Annotated in this window: 16 protein-coding genes and 1 tRNA gene; 10 read left to right on the top strand and 7 right to left on the bottom strand. The window is 36.0% G+C overall.

Annotated features, from left to right (window positions below):
- Positions 1-8 precede the first annotated feature (8 nt).
- Entirely contained in the window at positions 9-1,124 is a 1,116-nt protein-coding gene (locus AAEU33_RS00815; protein WP_345990503.1) for a glycoside hydrolase family 88 protein, read from the bottom strand.
- Positions 1,125-1,509: 385 nt separating this feature from the next.
- On the opposite strand from AAEU33_RS00815, the gene AAEU33_RS00810 reads away from it, so the two are divergent.
- Positions 1,510-2,241, top strand: coding sequence for a hypothetical protein (locus tag AAEU33_RS00810; protein ID WP_345990501.1), 732 nt, complete (start codon positions 1,510-1,512; stop codon positions 2,239-2,241).
- Between the two features lie 207 nt (positions 2,242-2,448).
- Complete coding sequence (locus tag AAEU33_RS00805; protein WP_345990499.1) at positions 2,449-2,748, top strand: hypothetical protein; 300 nt, start codon at positions 2,449-2,451, stop codon at positions 2,746-2,748.
- 493 nt (positions 2,749-3,241) lie between these two features.
- On the opposite strand, the gene AAEU33_RS00800 is transcribed toward AAEU33_RS00805, so the two are convergent.
- Positions 3,242-3,328, bottom strand: a tRNA-Ser gene (locus tag AAEU33_RS00800).
- A gap of 54 nt (positions 3,329-3,382) precedes the next feature.
- The gene (locus tag AAEU33_RS00795) at positions 3,383-4,399 is read right to left on the bottom strand and encodes an asparaginase (RefSeq protein WP_345990497.1); all 1,017 of its coding nucleotides are present in this window, start codon (positions 4,397-4,399) and stop codon (positions 3,383-3,385) included.
- Between the two features lie 166 nt (positions 4,400-4,565).
- Between AAEU33_RS00795 and AAEU33_RS00790 the strand changes: the two genes are divergently transcribed.
- Genes AAEU33_RS00790 through AAEU33_RS00780 form a run of 3 tightly spaced genes read left to right on the top strand, consistent with a single transcriptional unit; the run spans position 4,566 to position 6,516 of the window.
- Entirely contained in the window at positions 4,566-5,222 is a 657-nt protein-coding gene (locus tag AAEU33_RS00790; RefSeq protein ID WP_345990495.1) for an RNA methyltransferase, read from the top strand.
- Positions 5,223-5,239: 17 nt separating this feature from the next.
- Entirely contained in the window at positions 5,240-5,671 is a 432-nt protein-coding gene (locus tag AAEU33_RS00785) for a hypothetical protein (RefSeq protein ID WP_345990493.1), read from the top strand.
- Complete coding sequence (locus tag AAEU33_RS00780; protein WP_345990491.1) at positions 5,668-6,516, top strand: hypothetical protein; 849 nt, start codon at positions 5,668-5,670, stop codon at positions 6,514-6,516. Before AAEU33_RS00785 ends, AAEU33_RS00780 begins: the two co-directional genes overlap by 4 nt.
- A 27-nt stretch (positions 6,517-6,543) precedes the next feature.
- Here AAEU33_RS00780 and AAEU33_RS00775 read toward each other — a convergent pair whose 3' ends face one another.
- The 3 genes from AAEU33_RS00775 to tsaD are packed head-to-tail and all read right to left on the bottom strand — an operon-like array spanning position 6,544 to position 8,704.
- Positions 6,544-7,239, bottom strand: a complete 696-nt coding sequence (locus AAEU33_RS00775; protein WP_345990488.1) for an RsmE family RNA methyltransferase — start codon at positions 7,237-7,239, stop codon at positions 6,544-6,546.
- A 38-nt stretch (positions 7,240-7,277) separates the two neighbouring features.
- A complete protein-coding gene (locus AAEU33_RS00770; protein ID WP_345990486.1) occupies positions 7,278-7,643 on the bottom strand; it encodes a four helix bundle protein in 366 nt (121 codons plus the stop codon).
- A 44-nt stretch (positions 7,644-7,687) separates the two neighbouring features.
- The gene (tsaD, locus tag AAEU33_RS00765; protein ID WP_172283920.1) at positions 7,688-8,704 is read right to left on the bottom strand and encodes a tRNA (adenosine(37)-N6)-threonylcarbamoyltransferase complex transferase subunit TsaD; all 1,017 of its coding nucleotides are present in this window, start codon (positions 8,702-8,704) and stop codon (positions 7,688-7,690) included.
- Between the two features lie 4 nt (positions 8,705-8,708).
- Here tsaD and AAEU33_RS00760 point away from each other — a divergent pair, with 4 nt between their 5' ends.
- The 5 genes from AAEU33_RS00760 (at position 8,709) to AAEU33_RS00740 (ending at position 15,613) form a co-directional block, all read left to right on the top strand.
- On the top strand, positions 8,709-13,511 hold the full coding sequence (locus AAEU33_RS00760; protein ID WP_345990484.1) for a translocation/assembly module TamB: 4,803 nt from the start codon (positions 8,709-8,711) through the stop codon (positions 13,509-13,511).
- A gap of 134 nt (positions 13,512-13,645) precedes the next feature.
- Positions 13,646-14,116 carry an AsnC family transcriptional regulator gene (locus tag AAEU33_RS00755; protein ID WP_089029148.1) on the top strand — a complete coding sequence of 157 codons (471 nt, stop codon included), beginning with the start codon at positions 13,646-13,648 and terminating at the stop codon, positions 14,114-14,116.
- Positions 14,117-14,154: 38 nt separating this feature from the next.
- Complete coding sequence (locus AAEU33_RS00750; RefSeq protein WP_345990481.1) at positions 14,155-14,562, top strand: hypothetical protein; 408 nt, start codon at positions 14,155-14,157, stop codon at positions 14,560-14,562.
- A 107-nt stretch (positions 14,563-14,669) separates the two neighbouring features.
- The gene (locus AAEU33_RS00745) at positions 14,670-15,197 is read left to right on the top strand and encodes a TetR/AcrR family transcriptional regulator (protein WP_345990479.1); all 528 of its coding nucleotides are present in this window, start codon (positions 14,670-14,672) and stop codon (positions 15,195-15,197) included.
- Between the two features lie 2 nt (positions 15,198-15,199).
- Complete coding sequence (locus tag AAEU33_RS00740) at positions 15,200-15,613, top strand: nuclear transport factor 2 family protein (protein WP_172283926.1); 414 nt, start codon at positions 15,200-15,202, stop codon at positions 15,611-15,613.
- Positions 15,614-15,691: 78 nt separating this feature from the next.
- Here AAEU33_RS00740 and AAEU33_RS00735 read toward each other — a convergent pair whose 3' ends face one another.
- Positions 15,692-16,639, bottom strand: a complete 948-nt coding sequence (locus AAEU33_RS00735; protein WP_172283927.1) for a transketolase family protein — start codon at positions 16,637-16,639, stop codon at positions 15,692-15,694.
- Between the last annotated feature and the right edge of the window lie 7 nt (positions 16,640-16,646).

Genomic DNA, 16,646 nt, shown 5'->3' with positions numbered 1-16,646 from the left:
TTTCCGGTTTATTGTAAATACCAATCTTTATATCGTTTCAATGCTTCCAGAAAATAATAATCAGCATAGATTAACGGGACATCGATTTCTGAATGGAGTGGTAGCCCGCCTGTACTGTGCATGAGGAGAAAGCCACCATTCGTTCCGGCTTTTGCCTGATAATGATCTCCTGATAAGCTTACTATCATTTGCCGTGCATTGTTGATATAGTTTTTTCTTTCATCTGCTTTTACATACTGTCCTAATTCCAGTAAGGCAGATGCGATAATTGCAGCGGCAGACGCATCACGGGGAACTTCAGGAATTTTTGGATCATTGAAATCCCAAAAAGGAATCTTGTCCTCCGGTAAATTTGGATTATTCAGAATAAATTTTGCGATATGCCTGGCCTGGTCAAGATATGCTTTATTTTTAGTAAAGCGGTACATCATGGTATAGCCATATAAAGCCCACCCTTGACCTCTTGCCCAGGCAGAAGAATCTGAATAGCCCTGAAAGGTTTTTTTACCGAAAACTTCACCTGTATTGACATTGTAATCAATTACATGATATGAGCTGTAATCGGAACGAAAGTGATTTTTCATGGTTGTATTAGCATGGGCGATTGCAATCTCTTCTAACTTTTTATTACCTCCATTTTGGGCTGCCCAATTGAGCATTTCCAGGTTCATCATATTGTCAATAATAACGGGACCTTTAAAGTCTGCCATCTTATCCCAGGACAAAATAGCCTGCATTCCTGGCCGGAATCTTGTGGATAATGATTCCGCTGAAGTAAGAATGATATCTTTATATATAGGATTTTTAGTGATTCTGTATGCATTGCCGAAGCTGGTAAACATCATAAAGCCTAAATCATGATCTCGTGTAAATGTTTTATTAGGTTCGATCAGCTGCAATCTCTTTTCTGCTTCTTTTCTGATTTCAGGATCTCCTGTCTGTTCATAAATCATCCATAATGATCCGGGATAGAAGCCTGAACACCACCATGTAATATCTTTTGTGGTTACTTTATCAATAGACGCATTATAAGATTGAGGCATTTTATCCTGAGGTATGCTTTTCATTAGCTTCTTGTATTGCTTATCTGCGAGCTGAAATTCATTCTGAATTAGCTTAGACATTTGCTTGCTATTTTGTGCAAATACTAAACTGGTGATGGTCAGAAATAAGCCTGTTGTTATATTTTGTAAAATCATAGATTATGCATATTCGAAGTACAATTTAATTAAAATTTATAGAAAATATTTAAAATTCGCATTATGGATGATGTTTGAAAAATATTTTATAAGATTAATTGTGATGAAAATGATAAGTTATTTTATTTAGAATAATTTATAACTTATTTATTTTAAAAACATTTGATTTATTTTTTTAACTTTGAGTTAACGATAGTGGAATATTCTTATAAGAGTACAATTAGGCAGACAGATTAAGATTGTATCATGTTTTTTATCAGGTTATTAAAATTGAATTATTTATATCTAATCTTTTAAAACCAATCAAGTTATGAGAAAAACTATTTTATTTTACTGTTTATGCCTACCAATGCTTTATTTTTCACAGGTTGGTATCGGTACAACTAACCCTCAGGCAGTTTTACATGTTGACGGAGCTAAAGACAATGCTGCTACCGGTGCTCCAACTGCGGCTCAGGAAGCCAATGATTTTGTTGTAACCGCAACAGGAAATGTGGGAATAGGAAATGCAAACCCACAAAGATCACTGGACGTAGATGCCAAAAATCAAAGTCTTCGAGTTCGAAATCTGATCAGACAGGTACCCATGAGTTATGATATTTTAACAAGGGATATGGCTACAAGTGATGTTGTTGCAACATCTTATAGCTATACGGAGGCTGTAACAGTGGCAGCTGGAGCCAGTGCAACAGTGACAGTACCCTCTACGGTGAATATTGCTACTGGCCTTTTCATTGTAAAATCTACAAATGGATGTGCAAGAGCTATGATTACAACCTTTGTATATAATGGCTTGTCTCTCGGATATGTATCAGGAGTAGCAAGAGATAAAATTGGAAATCCCACTATTGCTCCGATTGCTCCTTCTGCCAATACTTCAGGAACATGGAGTGTCGTATTTCCCAATGTAACCAATTGTGCTGATGGAGGCACGGGAACGCAGTTCGATTTCACTGTTATGAAAGCAACAACTGATTCGTACACTATAACCAATAATGGAAATGTATCCAAAACATACCAATTAACGGTTAGCCGTTTATAAGATAAGCATGCACAGAATAATAAAAAAAACATTGAATTTCAATGTTTTTTTATTTTAAAAGATAACCAAGCTTTCGGTTCGGCATTCACAAGAGTTTTTAACTTTTTGCTCTTTATTTTGAGTAAACTATTTTTACTAATCTTTTTAGGCTAAATAAATTTGGCTTGTTTTATGTAATATATACTACAGTTTAAAAAAATAAAAAAAATGAAAAAGAAACTATTTGGCTTATTAGCATTTGTGTTGTTCACTACAGCTATTAATGCCCAAGAGACTGTAAAAAAAGAAGTTAAAAATGTAGGTAAAGCCATTGAGAAAGGAGCAAAAGCAACTGGAGAGGGTGTGAAAGATGGTGCTAATTGGGTAGGTAAAACAGCGACCAAAGGTGCAAAAGCTACTAAAAAAGGAGTTAAAAAAGGTACAAAATGGGTTGGTAAAACAGCCACGAAGGGAGCTGATGCGGTTTCAGATGGTTATAAAGATGTGAAAGCAGATTTAAAGAAATAATTTTTTCAGGAAAAATAAGAAAAAACGACTTCAGTAATGATAGTCGTTTTTTTATGATCTATATCTTTTGAATTAATTCTCTTTATTAGGGGCGTGTAGTTGTTGGTTCATCCGGATTAATATTTTATTTTAGACTAGAAATTATTACAAAAAAGGAGCCTTTCAATTGAAAGACTCCAATCCAGTATTTAAAAAAATTTTAAAAAGTGTTTTTTGCGTAAAAGCTTCCCGGGGCAGGGAAGCTAATTTAACTTGATGAAATTTATCAGTTGGAAAACTAATATTCGAATATACTAATTGTGAACAAGCTTTTTTATGATCGTGATCATAATAATAGGTGTATTTTGATAGTAATATCTGTTGTGTAAAAATTATGTAAAAACGAAGTAGTAAGTACCTGTTTTGTATATATAAAGCTCTGAAAATAAAAATATAGAAAAATAGTGATGCTGTATAAAAAAAATAACGTACTGATTTTCAGTACGTTATTTTGCAGAAAGGAAGGGATTCGAACCCTCGATACAGTTACCCGTATACTACCTTTCCAGGGTAGCTCCTTCAACCACTCGGACACCTTTCTGTTTGAGATTGCAAAAGTAATGTATTTTCTTGAATTTACAAATAATTAAAGCAATTAGTCTGTAATTTCTCCACATAAACTCTTTGAAAAGTTTTCTGCAAAGCTTCCCTGATATTTAGGATTGCCGACTAAATGCATCGCTTTTGTTATTGCAGTTTCTGCGGTCATATCTTTTCCGCTTATGGCACCAATCCTCGAGAAAATATTGCTGTTTTCGTATTTTCCAAACGAGATTCCTCCTGAAATACACTGACTTACTACTACGATTTCAGTTCCGTTATTTCGGATTTCCTCAAGTGTCTGTTGTGTTTTTTCGCTGCTGAAAATAGTTCCGGAACCAAAAACCTGAAGGATAAGGACTTTCATTTTGGGAATTTCCTTGAAATGGCTTAAGTGCATTCCCGGAAAAATTCTCCAGAATAAAATATCCTCGGAAATATGATCATCAACGTGAAATTCCACATCCTGATCACATCGGTGAAGGTTATCTTTGATGATATTAAGGTGAACCCCGGATTGACCCAGAATAGGGTAGTTCGGACTTGCGTATGCATCAAAATATTCTGCGGAATATTTTAATGTCCTGTTTCCTCTCAATAGTTTATACTCAAAATAGATGGCAACTTCCTGAATAACAGGTTCGTTGTTTTCATATAAACTGGCGTAATATAAACTTGTAAGCAGATTTTCTTTAGCGTCGGTTCTGAGATCTCCAATAGGAAGTTGTGAACCGGTAAAAATAACCGGTTTTCTCAGTCCTTTCAACATAAAACTTAGTGCAGAAGCCGTATAAGACATGGTATCGGTTCCGTGAAGAACCAGAAAGCCATCATAATGATCATAATTTTTATGAATATAATGCGCAATGATTTTCCATTCTTCCGGTCCCATATCTGAAGAGTCCAGAGGTTTTGCAAAAGGATGGACGAAAACTTCACATTCCATAAGTTTCATTTCCGGCATTTTCTCAAAGATATTTCCGAAATCAAATGCCCTAAGGCTTCCGGTTTCATAATCTTTTTCCATTCCAATAGTTCCACCAGTGTATATCAACAGGACTTTTCGTTTCATGTATTACTTTTTATTAAGAAGTTGAACCTTGTGCAGGTTTATAAACTCAAAATTACGTTAATTTGCAAAGATTTGAAAATGAATGAAACGCTTCATGATAAATTTTATAAAATCATTTTATAATGAGTTGCGTTCCATCTTGTTATTAAAAAGAAATCGAATGCAGATGAAAGATTTAGCACAAACTTTTGAATATTTAAAACAATTTTTAACGGATGAGAGATTAAGGAAGATCGAACATTTTTCCCAGGAGAGTTCTGATTTTGTGCTTCCCGTAATGGAAGATATTTATCAGTTCAGAAATGCAGCAGCCATTGTTAGGTCTGTGGAAGCTTGTGGATTTCATAAAGTGGTAGCTATGGAAGAAGAAAATGTTTTTAATCCCAATCTTACCGTTACAAAAGGTGCTGAAACATGGGTTGAAGTAAAGAAAATGGCTAAAGATATTTCGTCACTTCAGGAAATTAAAAATGAAGGTTACAAAATTTTAGCCGTTTCACCGGAAAAAAATGCTGTGATGCTTCCTGATTACCACATTACGAAGCCTATTGCCCTGGTATTCGGAACTGAGCTGGAAGGTGTGTCAGAAGAAGTTCTTGACTTTGCAGATGAAACACTGGCTATTCCCATGTATGGCTTTACAAAGAGTTTTAATGTTTCCGTTGCTGCAGGAATCTGTATGTATGAATTAAAACAAAAACTTCTCAGATCAGGAATAGAATACAAACTCAATGAAGAGAAACTTCTGAAAATGAAAATACGATGGGCTGTGAATTCTATAAGAAGCGGCCATGAAATCCTCGAACATTACTTAAAAACATAATTCCCATTGTTAATCTGATGAAAAAATATACCCTACATTTATTTATCTTTTCTTTTGTAATGTCCCTTATCAGTTTAGTTATCATGGAAAAAGGGTATAAAGAATTATATCCGTTTTTCAGTTGGAAGCTTTTTACAGTGCCTAGCGGAGGAGAGGCTACGGAAGACCAATATAAACTCTATGGAATCTCCGATAGTGATACCATTAGAATTGTAAATAAATCCGTCCGCAGCTATGATGCCAATGACAAAGCTGTAATCGTGGGAACCTATGGTAAAAGAATAGAAGATAATGTGAACAAGGAAGAAAATAAGAGGAAGCTACTGATTTTCGCAAAAGATACTGAACCTCAATATAAAGGTTATCTTCTTTATAAAGAGACTTATCGTCCGAAGGAAATAGGAGAAGCAAAGATGAATATCAACAAAAAACTGATTGTAAAACTGTGATGAACTATCCTCAGATTACTGTATTCAATTATAAGGTTGCCTACTACATGGTAAGGTTTTTCGGATTGTACTGGCTGGTAGCACAGTATCTGGAATTTATCAGATTGAAAGAAAGACCTGCGGCAATCTATGAACCTGTTTTTCAGCTTGAAAAGCTTATCTTTCCTGAATTTCCGGGGACATTTGTTTTTGCCGGACTTTTGATCGTCTGTGCTGCTCTTTTGATTATTACGGTTTTCAGATCATCTTATCTTCTTAATTTTTTTATTTTTCTGTTAGTCGCTATTATTAATCTCCCTATTGCGGCCAACTTTGGAGTCCATCACGATGGGCACATCATCGTTCTGGGATTTTTTCTTAGTATTTTTTTACTCCCAAAGGAATTAGAAGACAAGGATTATAAACTTGTACAATACTTTTATTTGGGAATACTAATGACCTATACCCTTGCGGGAATGAGTAAAATCCTGGGTACGGTAAAGAATTTGATTAAAAATACGGATAAGCTCACCTGGGTTAGCAAAGATGCTGCAAAGCTTAATACCTATGATAATTATTGGATGGCAGATATGCAAATACCTCCTGTATTTAAAAGTATTTATGCCTATGATCATATTTGGATTGTAATAACTGTATTAGGAATTTTGATGCAATTTCTTTGTTTTCTTGGGGGTTTTAATCGGAAACTGCTTACCTTCTTTTTAATATTCCTTTATATTTTTCATGTTTACACAGCTATATTTGTTTTAGCTGAATTTGAAAATGCAAATTATTTCCTGATTGTCATCTTTTTCCCTTATCATCTTTTGAGACCTCTGTTTAGAAAAAAATATTTGGTTGCTTAAAAAGGATAAGCTTGTAATGTTATGCAGCTATTTTAGATGAAGGTAATTCCATGATGCGACAAATATGCCTGCTGTTTCGGTTCTGAGTCTTTGATTTCCAAGGGACACGGCTTTTACTTTTTGATCTGCAAGAGTTTGAATTTCCTTTTCAGAAAAATCACCCTCAGGACCAATAAGAAAAGTGAAATGGTCCAGTGTGGGAATTTGATTAAGCTCAATTCTCTCCAGGTTTTCATGGCAATGAGCAACAAAAGTACTTTCAGGGGATATACCTTTTATAAAATCTGAAAACTTTACGGGATCATGAATGACAGGAAAGTGAAATCTCAGACTTTGTTTTGAAGCTGCAATAGCTTGTTTTCTTATCTTATCAATGTTGATATTTTTACGTTCTGTCTTTTCAGTTATTAAAAAACTGATTTCGGAAATGCCCATTTCTACAGCTTTTTCTACAAAAAACTCTATCCGGTCAATATTTTTGGTAGGAGCAATCGCGATATGGAGTTTAGGATTGAAATCCGGAAGTCCGGTTTTGATGTCGGACAACTCCAAAAGAGCTTTTTTACCTTCCAAAATCAATTTTCCAAAGGCAAGATTTCCATTTCCATCTGTTACATGGACTTCCTCTCCGTTTTTCATGCGAAGAACTTTTACAATATGTTGTTGTTCCTCATCATGTATTGTTACGGTATTGTTTTCTATATGTCCGTGAAATAATTTCATAAGTTGATAGCTTTTGATCGCTGAATTGTTAATTAGGGCTAAGATTCATTATGGATGGACTTCTTTAATGAATTAATTTGATTAGAAATGAATTCCGACTGACCTCTTAAATGAAGGTAGTCTTCATAATTTAAAAGTTGCAGATCGTGCGAAAGAATTAAAAAATTAATTACTTCTATTGTTGAGCCAAAAGCGGTATCTAAAAAACGGGATTTATCTTTCTTTGATTTTCTTAACACCCCTTCTGCTATATGAGCCGTAATGTTTACACTTGCTTTTCGGATTTGATCGGTGATTCCAAACCTCTCACTTTCTGGGAAAGATTGAGTTGCAATATAAATTTCCTTAACCAATTGCCGGGCATTTTGCCAGACTTCTAATTTTTCAAAGTAAAACTGATCCATCTTTTACGATTTTCAAATTTGCAACTTTACAATTTAGCAAAAAATTACAAATCATATTTCGATGTTGCACTCGTTCTCAAATCTGTAAATTCTCCTCTTTCGAACTTGAGTTGTGCTACCATAGCGATCATGGCTGCATTGTCCGTTGTGTATTCAAATTTTGGAATGTAGATGTTCCACCCAAGTTTTTGATGGTTGTCTTGCATTACTTTTCTTAATTCTGAGTTGGCTGATACACCGCCGGCAATGGCTACTTCAGTGATGTTAAGTTCTTTTGCGGCTTTTTCAAGCTTGTTCATTAATATCTCAATGATGGCTTTCTGTACGGAAGCACATAGATCGTTGAGGTTTTCCTTTATAAAGTCAGGATTCTTTTTTACCTCTTTCTGGATAAAGTAGAGTACTGAAGTTTTTATCCCGCTGAAGGAATAATCGTAATTTTCCAGTTTGGGTTTGTTGAATTTGAATGCGTCGGGATTTCCTTCTCTCGCTAATTTGTCGATAATAGGACCTGCAGGATAATCAAGATCAAATATTTTTCCGATTTTATCAAATGCTTCTCCCGCTGCATCGTCTGTGGTTTTACCAATAATCTCCATATCGAAATAGTCTTTTACCAAAACGATCATGGTGTGTCCTCCACTCACCGTAAGGCATAAAAAAGGGAATTTTGGCGGCATAGGATTTGCATCGTCAATAAAATGCGCTAAAATGTGAGCCTGGAGATGGTTTACCTCGATCAATGGGACATCTAAACTCATAGCCAGGGATTTAGCAAAAGACGTCCCCACAAGAAGAGAACCTAAAAGTCCTGGTCCGCGTGTAAATCCTATAGCAGAGATCGCATTTTGTTGTATATTTGCTTTGGTGAGAGATTTTTCAACAACGGGAATGATGTTTTGCTGATGGGCCCTTGAGGCCAGCTCAGGAACAACGCCTCCATATTCTTTGTGAATAGCCTGATTGGCAGCAATATTAGAAAGAATAGTGTTCCCTTTGATGATAGCTGCTGATGTGTCGTCACAAGACGACTCGATACCTAAAATTATAGACTCGCTCATAATAATGGCAAAGTTAGAGAATAATAACGAAAATGAGAATAAAAAATCTGTAACTGAAAACTTAAGTGATCAGGTACAAAAGACTGTAGAAAATGTTGAGGAAAAAGTAAAAGAAACGGTAAAAGAAGCCTCTGAACTTGCTTCCGATGCTGTTCATCATCCGGTGGAAACTGTTCAGGAATTTGGGAAACAGGCCGCTAAAGATGTTACCAACTATTCATGGTGGGCGAGACTTTTACTTATTTTATTCTGGTTGGTCGTTTCTGTTGTTGTTGCTATTGTCATTATTATTAATCTTCCTGTTACCAAACAATGGGCTGCAGATCAGGCGTTGCAGATTGTCAATAAGGATTTTAAAGCAGATATGTCCACTGAAAGTGTGGAAGTAAATTATTTTGGAAATGTTACCATCAAAGGATTAAAAGTTAAAGATTATAAAGGATTAGAGTTTATTAAGGCACGTGAGTTCCGGGCAAATTCGGACTGGTTATCGCTGGCAGCAGGGGCTATTTCCGGGAAAAGCAACTCTTTGAGCTTTAATTCCCTTACGATGATTAATGCCGATGTTAAAGTAATTACATATAAAGGAGATAGCATTTCAAATTTTATTCGTTTTACCCAATTATTTGATAACGGTAAGAAAAGGGATCCGAAAAAGCCGGCTTTTGAATTGAATTCTCGCATACAAATCATTGACTCTAAAGTTTCTATCGTTAACCAAAACTCTCCGGGAGAAGCAGGGAAGTGGCTTACTGCGACTAAATTCAACCTGAAGGCTCCTAATCTTAAAGTGAGTGGACCTGATGTTTCTGCGTTGATCAATAATATGTCCTTCGTTACAACACGATGGGGAAAATCTCATTTTGTGGACACCTTCTCGACGGAATTATCTTTAACCCATAAACATCTTTCTCTTAAAGATTTAACGATAAATACAGATCATACCCTTTTGCAGGGAGATATTAAATTTAACCTCAATAACGGATCTTGGGCGGATTTTGCAGACCGGGTACGATGGGACATGAATCTTAAACAGGGAAGCCAGTTGAGCGGATATGATATCAGTTATTTTGTCACCAACTGGGATAATTTTAAACCTTTCAATGTCTCCGGGAAAATGAATGGCCCGCTGAATAAATTTTATCTTGAAAATTTCCTTATCAGAAACCCTGACGTCAATATAGCAACGCAGACGATGAAGGTCAATAACCTTCTGAAAGGAAACTTCCAGATCGAAACCAACAATCTTTCTACTGATTTTACCTACGTGGATCTAAAGGCCATGATGCCTTCATTCATTTCAAAAAAGATGAAGAATTTTGCAGATGATTTCGGAAGGCTGAAGTATAACGGAGCGGCAAGAGTAAACCCTGATCAAATCTTTATTCCGAACGGAAATCTGATGACCGGAATCGGACAGGCCAGGATTACAAAACTTACTTTGTCCGGCTATAGTACAGCTATGCCAAAATATGCAGGATATGTAGAAGCAACAGATCTGAATGTTTCCGTAATTACAAAAAATAAGGCTGTGGGTTTAATTTCCGGGAAATTTGATATTACCGGACAAAGCTTTGATGTTAATACCATGAGGTTGACCACAAAATCTCAGATTTCGAAGGTTGAGATCATGAATAAGGAAATTAATAACCTCTATCTGGATGGCTTACTGGATCACAAGAAGTATAACGGAACCATTACTGTCAATGATGAGCAGGCTAAGGCTACTGTAAAAGGTCTTATTGACTTCAGCACTTCGCGAATCGCTATGGATGTAAATGCTGATGTGAACTACCTGAACATGAATTATTTTACAGATAAGCCCGGAAGTCAGGTGGTAAGCGGACAGGTAATTGGAAAAATGTCCATGGCCACCATTAATGACCTGGCGATGGATGTAGAGGCTAATAACATTAATTTTGCTACAGCAACGCAAAAATATATCATTCCCAATGCTAAACTCAAAACATTTATAGAATCGGGTAGCAGGATTATTTCCGTTGATGCTCCGGGAGCTGTAAATGGAAAAATATCAGGGAAGTATAACCTGGCTGATCTTACCGGAATGGTAGAAAACGGATTGGGGAAAATCCTGGTAGGGCCGCCACCCAGAAAGTTGTATCGCGGACAAAATTTTGCCATGAATTTTGATGTTCAGCAAGGATTGGTAAGCTATTTCCTGCCGGATCTTAAGTTGCCTCAAGGTGCTGTAGTAGAAGGGGAATATGATGGAAATGCCAACAATCTTAGGTTGAATGTAGATGCTTCCTCCCTAAAGTATATAATGACCAAAGAAGCGGAGGTTACAGAAGCCGATAAGGCATTGGCAGAAGCTAATCCTGCTTATAAAATAAACGAGAGAGGAAATATTACCAGAGACAGTGCTTTAGTGGATAGTGTAATGGTAAGAATAAATACGGCTAACCTGGATGAACAATTGTACGCTAAAATAAATAAGGTACAATACAATAATAATATCCTTAAAGACATCACGCTTAGTGGTAAAAATGAAAACAATTCCATATTACATTTAGCAACCAAATTTAAACATGGCAGTCCGGCAGATGAACTGGATGATAATCTTAAAGAATATGCGATTAACGTTAATCAATCTACCAATGCCGGAGGTGATTTTGTTTTTAAATTTGATCCTACTGAAGTAAAATTCAATGATGTAACCTGGGCCATAGATACAAGTCCTGAATTGAATCACTCAATTACTTACAGGAAGAAGACCAGTGACTTTGAAATCAGTAATTTGAAAATATATTCGGATAAAAGTGTTCTGTTTATTAAAGAATCTACCTTCAAATCTGCTAAAGATTTTTATGTAGATGCAGATATCAATGATTTTGCCATTGAAAAGCTTCTGGAAATGCAGTCTGGTGGGAATTCCATGGACATCAAAGGGCTGGCAAACGGAAGTGTGAAAATAAGGATGGATAAGAGCACCTTACAACCTTTGGTGGATTTAACGGTTGATGATATCAAGATGAACGGAACGGATATGGGAGATCTTACCATCTCTGCAACCAATGGCTTCTCGCTTAATGTTTACGATATTGATGTAAAAGTAACATCAGCAGGAGTGCTGGGAAATAATAATTTGAATCTTACCGGAACTGTAAATAACAACACTGCTTCTCCAACGATTGATCTGGTAGCGGAAATGAGGGATTTTAATATTTCATTTGCTCAGCAGTTTGTGCAGTCTATCTTCGGAAACCTTAGAGGTAAGGCAACAGGGGACCTTAAAATAAACGGTACCTTAAAGAATCTTGACTACAGTGGTGATATAGCTTTAAAAGATTTTGGATTAAAACTTTTGTTTACAGGAGTAGACTATTCGTTTGACGATACAGTCATTCCACTATCAAAAGGATTGGCAATTTTAAATAATATTGAAGTTCATGACGGGCGATCCAATTCTAAAGGTAATATTTCGGGGGCAATTCAGTTTGAAACCCTTTCTTCAATGGGAGTCAACCTTGTAATGAGGGCTGATAATCTTTTAGTCCTGAACAGCACTCAAAAAGATCTAGATCTTTTCTGGGGTAGAGTATATGGACAAGGGGATCTCTATATTGACGGTCCTGTGTCTGGTCTCAGTATATCCACGCCAAATATGAAGGCTCTTAGCGGAAGTACATTTACCTTTAACTCAGGTTCAACTTCCAATGTTGAGGAGTTCAAAATGCTGAGGTTCCTAAAAGAAGGAAAAGACGGATTGGTAACTCTTGAAGAAAAGAAAAAGACGGGAGCCAATATGAATATAGACTTTTCTCTTGATGTAGATAAGGGAACGACTGTAAATGTATTGGTAGGAGATGATGTAGGTAATATTACGGTAAAAGGGGAGGCTCAAAACTTAAAATTCCTCATGAACAGACAAGGGGCTATTGCAATGGGAGGAACTTATAAGGTAGAAAATGGTACTTTCGTTTCAAAAGCTATTCTTAATAAAACATTCCAGATAGAAAAAGGAAGCAGTATCCGTTGGGATGGTGATGCAATGAGGCCTGCACTTAATATTACGGCGAATTATGTAAGGATGGTTTCAAATGCAGGGCAATATTTGAATATGGGTAGCCTTCAGCCAATCAGTATCTTATTACAGGCAAATATTACACAGTCATTGACGGATCCTAAAATTGACCTCGATGTTTCTGCTTTGGACGTTTCCAGCCAGGTAAAAGAAACCTTAGCTGCAAAAATGAGCCAGGAGGGAGAAAAAGTATTGCAGTTCGGATCTATATTGCTATTGAATAGTTTTAATATTTCAAATACCGGAGGTGTGGGTGTAGATGTTGCCGGTGTAGCGGAATCATCCGGGTATAATATGCTTTTAAAGCAATTGGGATCTGTTCTTAATACAATGAGTAACGAATTTCAGATTGACCTGAATTATGTAAAAGGAGACCAGAACTCCAATACAGGAGACCGGGCGAACGCCGGTGTAAGCTTTGCACTTTCTCCAAGGATTAAAGTGAAGACAGGTTTAGGTATTCCTTTAACAAAAACAGAGAGTACGGAAGCTAATTATCTCTCCGGAGAGGGATCTATTGAATACGATATTTCTAAGAAAAATGACGGAAGTTTAGTTTTAAGAGGTTACTCTAAACCTACGAATATCGGAATGGGTGTGGTAGGTGCAGGCACTAACGGATCTGCAAATCAAGCCTATGGAGGCGGTGTTGTGTGGAGTAAAAGCTTCAATTCTTTGTTTAAAAGAAAGAAAAAAGACAAAAAACCTGTAGAGACTGGAAAAGAAATAAAAACAGATTCCCTAAAAGCAATGGGTAAATAATTTGAATATTTTAATGATTTTTATCATCCGTGTTAATTATTGTTAATTATTGTTATAATTTTTTTAGTTAAATTATTTTTTATAGATTTGCAAAAAATACATAGATTTTTTAAAAAAATTGTAATTTAACTAATATGAACTATCAACTGGACGAAATAGACAAAAAGATTCTTGATTTCTTAGTAGAAAACACAAGAATGCCTTTTACTGAAATTGCTAAACAGATGGATGTGTCTGCGGGTACAATTCACGTAAGAGTGAAAAAAATGGAAGATGCAGGTATTATTTTGGGATCATCCCTTAATATCGATTATGGTAAGTTGGATTATCACTTTACTGCTTTTATCGGAATTCTTTTAACTAAATCAAACCGTACTCAGGAAGTTTTAAAAGAGTTATCAACTCTTCCAAACGTAATCGAGGCGAGTGTGATCTCTGGAAAATATAATATTTTCTGTAAAGTAAGAGCGAAGAATACTGAAGACGCGAAAAGAATTATCTATCAGATAGACGATATTCAGGATGTTATGAGAACAGAAAGTATGATTTCCATGGAAGAATACTTAAGTGATAAAAATAGACTAATCAACGCTATTTCTATTTAATCAAATTCTAAACGAATAATTATAGAAGAACTTATGATATGATTCATAAGTTCTTTATTTTTGTACCTATGGAAGAATACAGTTACTTTGATGAGGACCCAAAGAAGGGATGGGGTTTTATTTTAGCATTTGCATCTTTAATGTTATTTACAATCATGGGATTGGGGATAGATGTAGATGAATACCTGCAGCATGAATACCTTAATATTCCCAGATGGTATTTTTATGTCATCTTTTCTATAGACATTCTTATGATGATAAGTCTAATACTGATGTTTTTTTACAGGAAGATAGGCATATTTACTTTTCCTGCTTTGCTGGTTCTGCATTTTTTTATGCACAACTATTATCTTTCAACATTCCTGTACACGGATGTTACCAATCTTTTCCTCTTCACAGGATTTGGGATGCTTGCAATAATTCCTAAATGGAAATTTTTCAAATAAAAATAAGAAGCCTTCGTAATGAAGGTTTTTTTATTTGAAAATTAACAGACAGACCTGTCTGTATGTTATTATTTTTTTCTACCTTTGTTTCAATAATATATTGATTTATGATATCTCCAAAAGAAAGGATCGTAGCAACGACAATGAAATTATTTTCCACCCAGGGATACAACTCTACAGGGATCAATCAGATTATTTCAGAAGCGAGTGTAGCCAAAGCGAGTTTTTATCAGTATTTTAAGTCCAAAGAAGATTTGTGCGTTGAGTTTTTGAATACCAGGCATACTTACTGGTTCAGTGAGCTTGAAACCTTTACGGCGGGGAAAAGAGGTGCTAAATCGAAAGTAATGGCTGCTTTTGACTTCCTGATTGACATGAATCGAAAAGAGAATTTCAGAGGCTGCAGCTTTCTCAATATCTTATCTGAAATTCCAACTGATAATACCAAGATTCTTAATGTAATTCAACATCATAAAACAGATCTTCGTAATTACTTTATGAAAATAGTGGATGATGCTGAAATCAGTGATCATGTTTACATGCTTTTTGAGAGCAGTATTATAGAAAGCCAGTTGTTTAGATCCAATGAACTGATAGAAAAATCAAAAAAGATAATCACCAATTTAATACCATAAAAATGGAACAGAAACACCCACTTCCACCTTTTACCCTTGAAACGGCAAAAGAAAAAATCCAGTTAGCAGAAGATGCCTGGAACAGTCAGGATCCTGAAAGGGTATCTAAAGCGTATACTCAAGACAGTGAATGGAGAAACAGAGACCAGTTTGTGAACGGGAGAGAAGAGATCATTGAATTTCTCCGTCATAAATGGGAAAAAGAGCTTAATTATAGGCTTAAGAAAGAATACTGGGCACATACCGATAATCGTATAGCCGTACGTTTTGAATATGAATATCAGACAAAAAATGGAGAGTGGTTCAGAGCCTATGGAAATGAGAACTGGGAGTTTGATGAAAACGGACTTATGAAAAAGAGATATGCCAGCATCAATGATTTAGCGATTAAGGAAGAAGAACGGAAATTTAAATAACAGCAGAACACGCTTCTGTAAAAAAATAAAAGCATCCCAGATGGGATGCTTTTATGTATATAAAACTTGTCAGAGAAATTATTTCTCTAAAATTCTTTTTACGGCTTCTTTTACAGCAGCAGCATCAATCTTGTATTTCTTCATCAATTCAGCAGGAGTAGCAGACTCTCCGAAAGTGTCATTTACTGCCACAAATTCTTGTCTTGTTGGTCTTTTTCTCGCCAACATTCCCGCAACTGACTCTCCTAAACCTCCTAAATAATTGTGCTCTTCAGCAGTTACTATTTTGCCGGTTTTTTCAACTGATTTTAAGATGATTTCCTCATCAAGCGGCTTAATAGTGTGGATATTGATCACCTCACAAGAGATACCTTCTTTTTCAAGCTCATCTGCAGCTACAAGAGACTCCCAAACAAGATGTCCGGTTGCCACGATTGTTACATCTGTTCCTTCCTGCAACATAATTCCTTTTCCGATTTCGAAAGGCATATCTTCAGGAATGAATACTGGAACGGTAGGTCTTCCAAATCTTAAGTATACAGGACCCTCAAAATCAGCGATAGCAATAGTAGCTGCTTTTGTCTGGTTGTAATCACACGGATTGATTACCGTCATTCCAGGAAGCATTTTCATCATACCAATGTCTTCAAGAACCTGGTGCGTAGCCCCGTCTTCTCCTAATGTAAGCCCGGCATGTGAAGCACAGATTTTTACATTTTTTCCTGAATAGGCAACAGATTGACGGATCTGGTCATATACTCTGGAAGTAGAGAAATTGGCAAACGTTCCGGTAAAAGGAATTTTTCCTGTAATACTAAGACCTGCAGCAATACCGATCATATTGGCCTCAGCAATTCCTACCTGGAAAAATCTTTCCGGTGCCTTTTCAATGAATTTCTCCATTTTTAAAGATCCGATAAGGTCTGCACAAAGTGCTACTACATTTGGATTTTTATCTGCAAGCTCAGCTAATCCGGCTCCGAATCCTGAACGTGTGTCCTTTTTTTCTGTATATGTATATTTCATTTTTATT

Origin of the sequence: Chryseobacterium sp. Chry.R1 (assembly GCF_039645525.1) — a bacterium.
Classification (GTDB): Bacteria; Bacteroidota; Bacteroidia; order Flavobacteriales; family Weeksellaceae; genus Chryseobacterium; species Chryseobacterium proteolyticum.
Note: the sequence above shows the minus strand (reverse complement) of the source record. Positions and strands in the feature narration are given on the sequence as shown.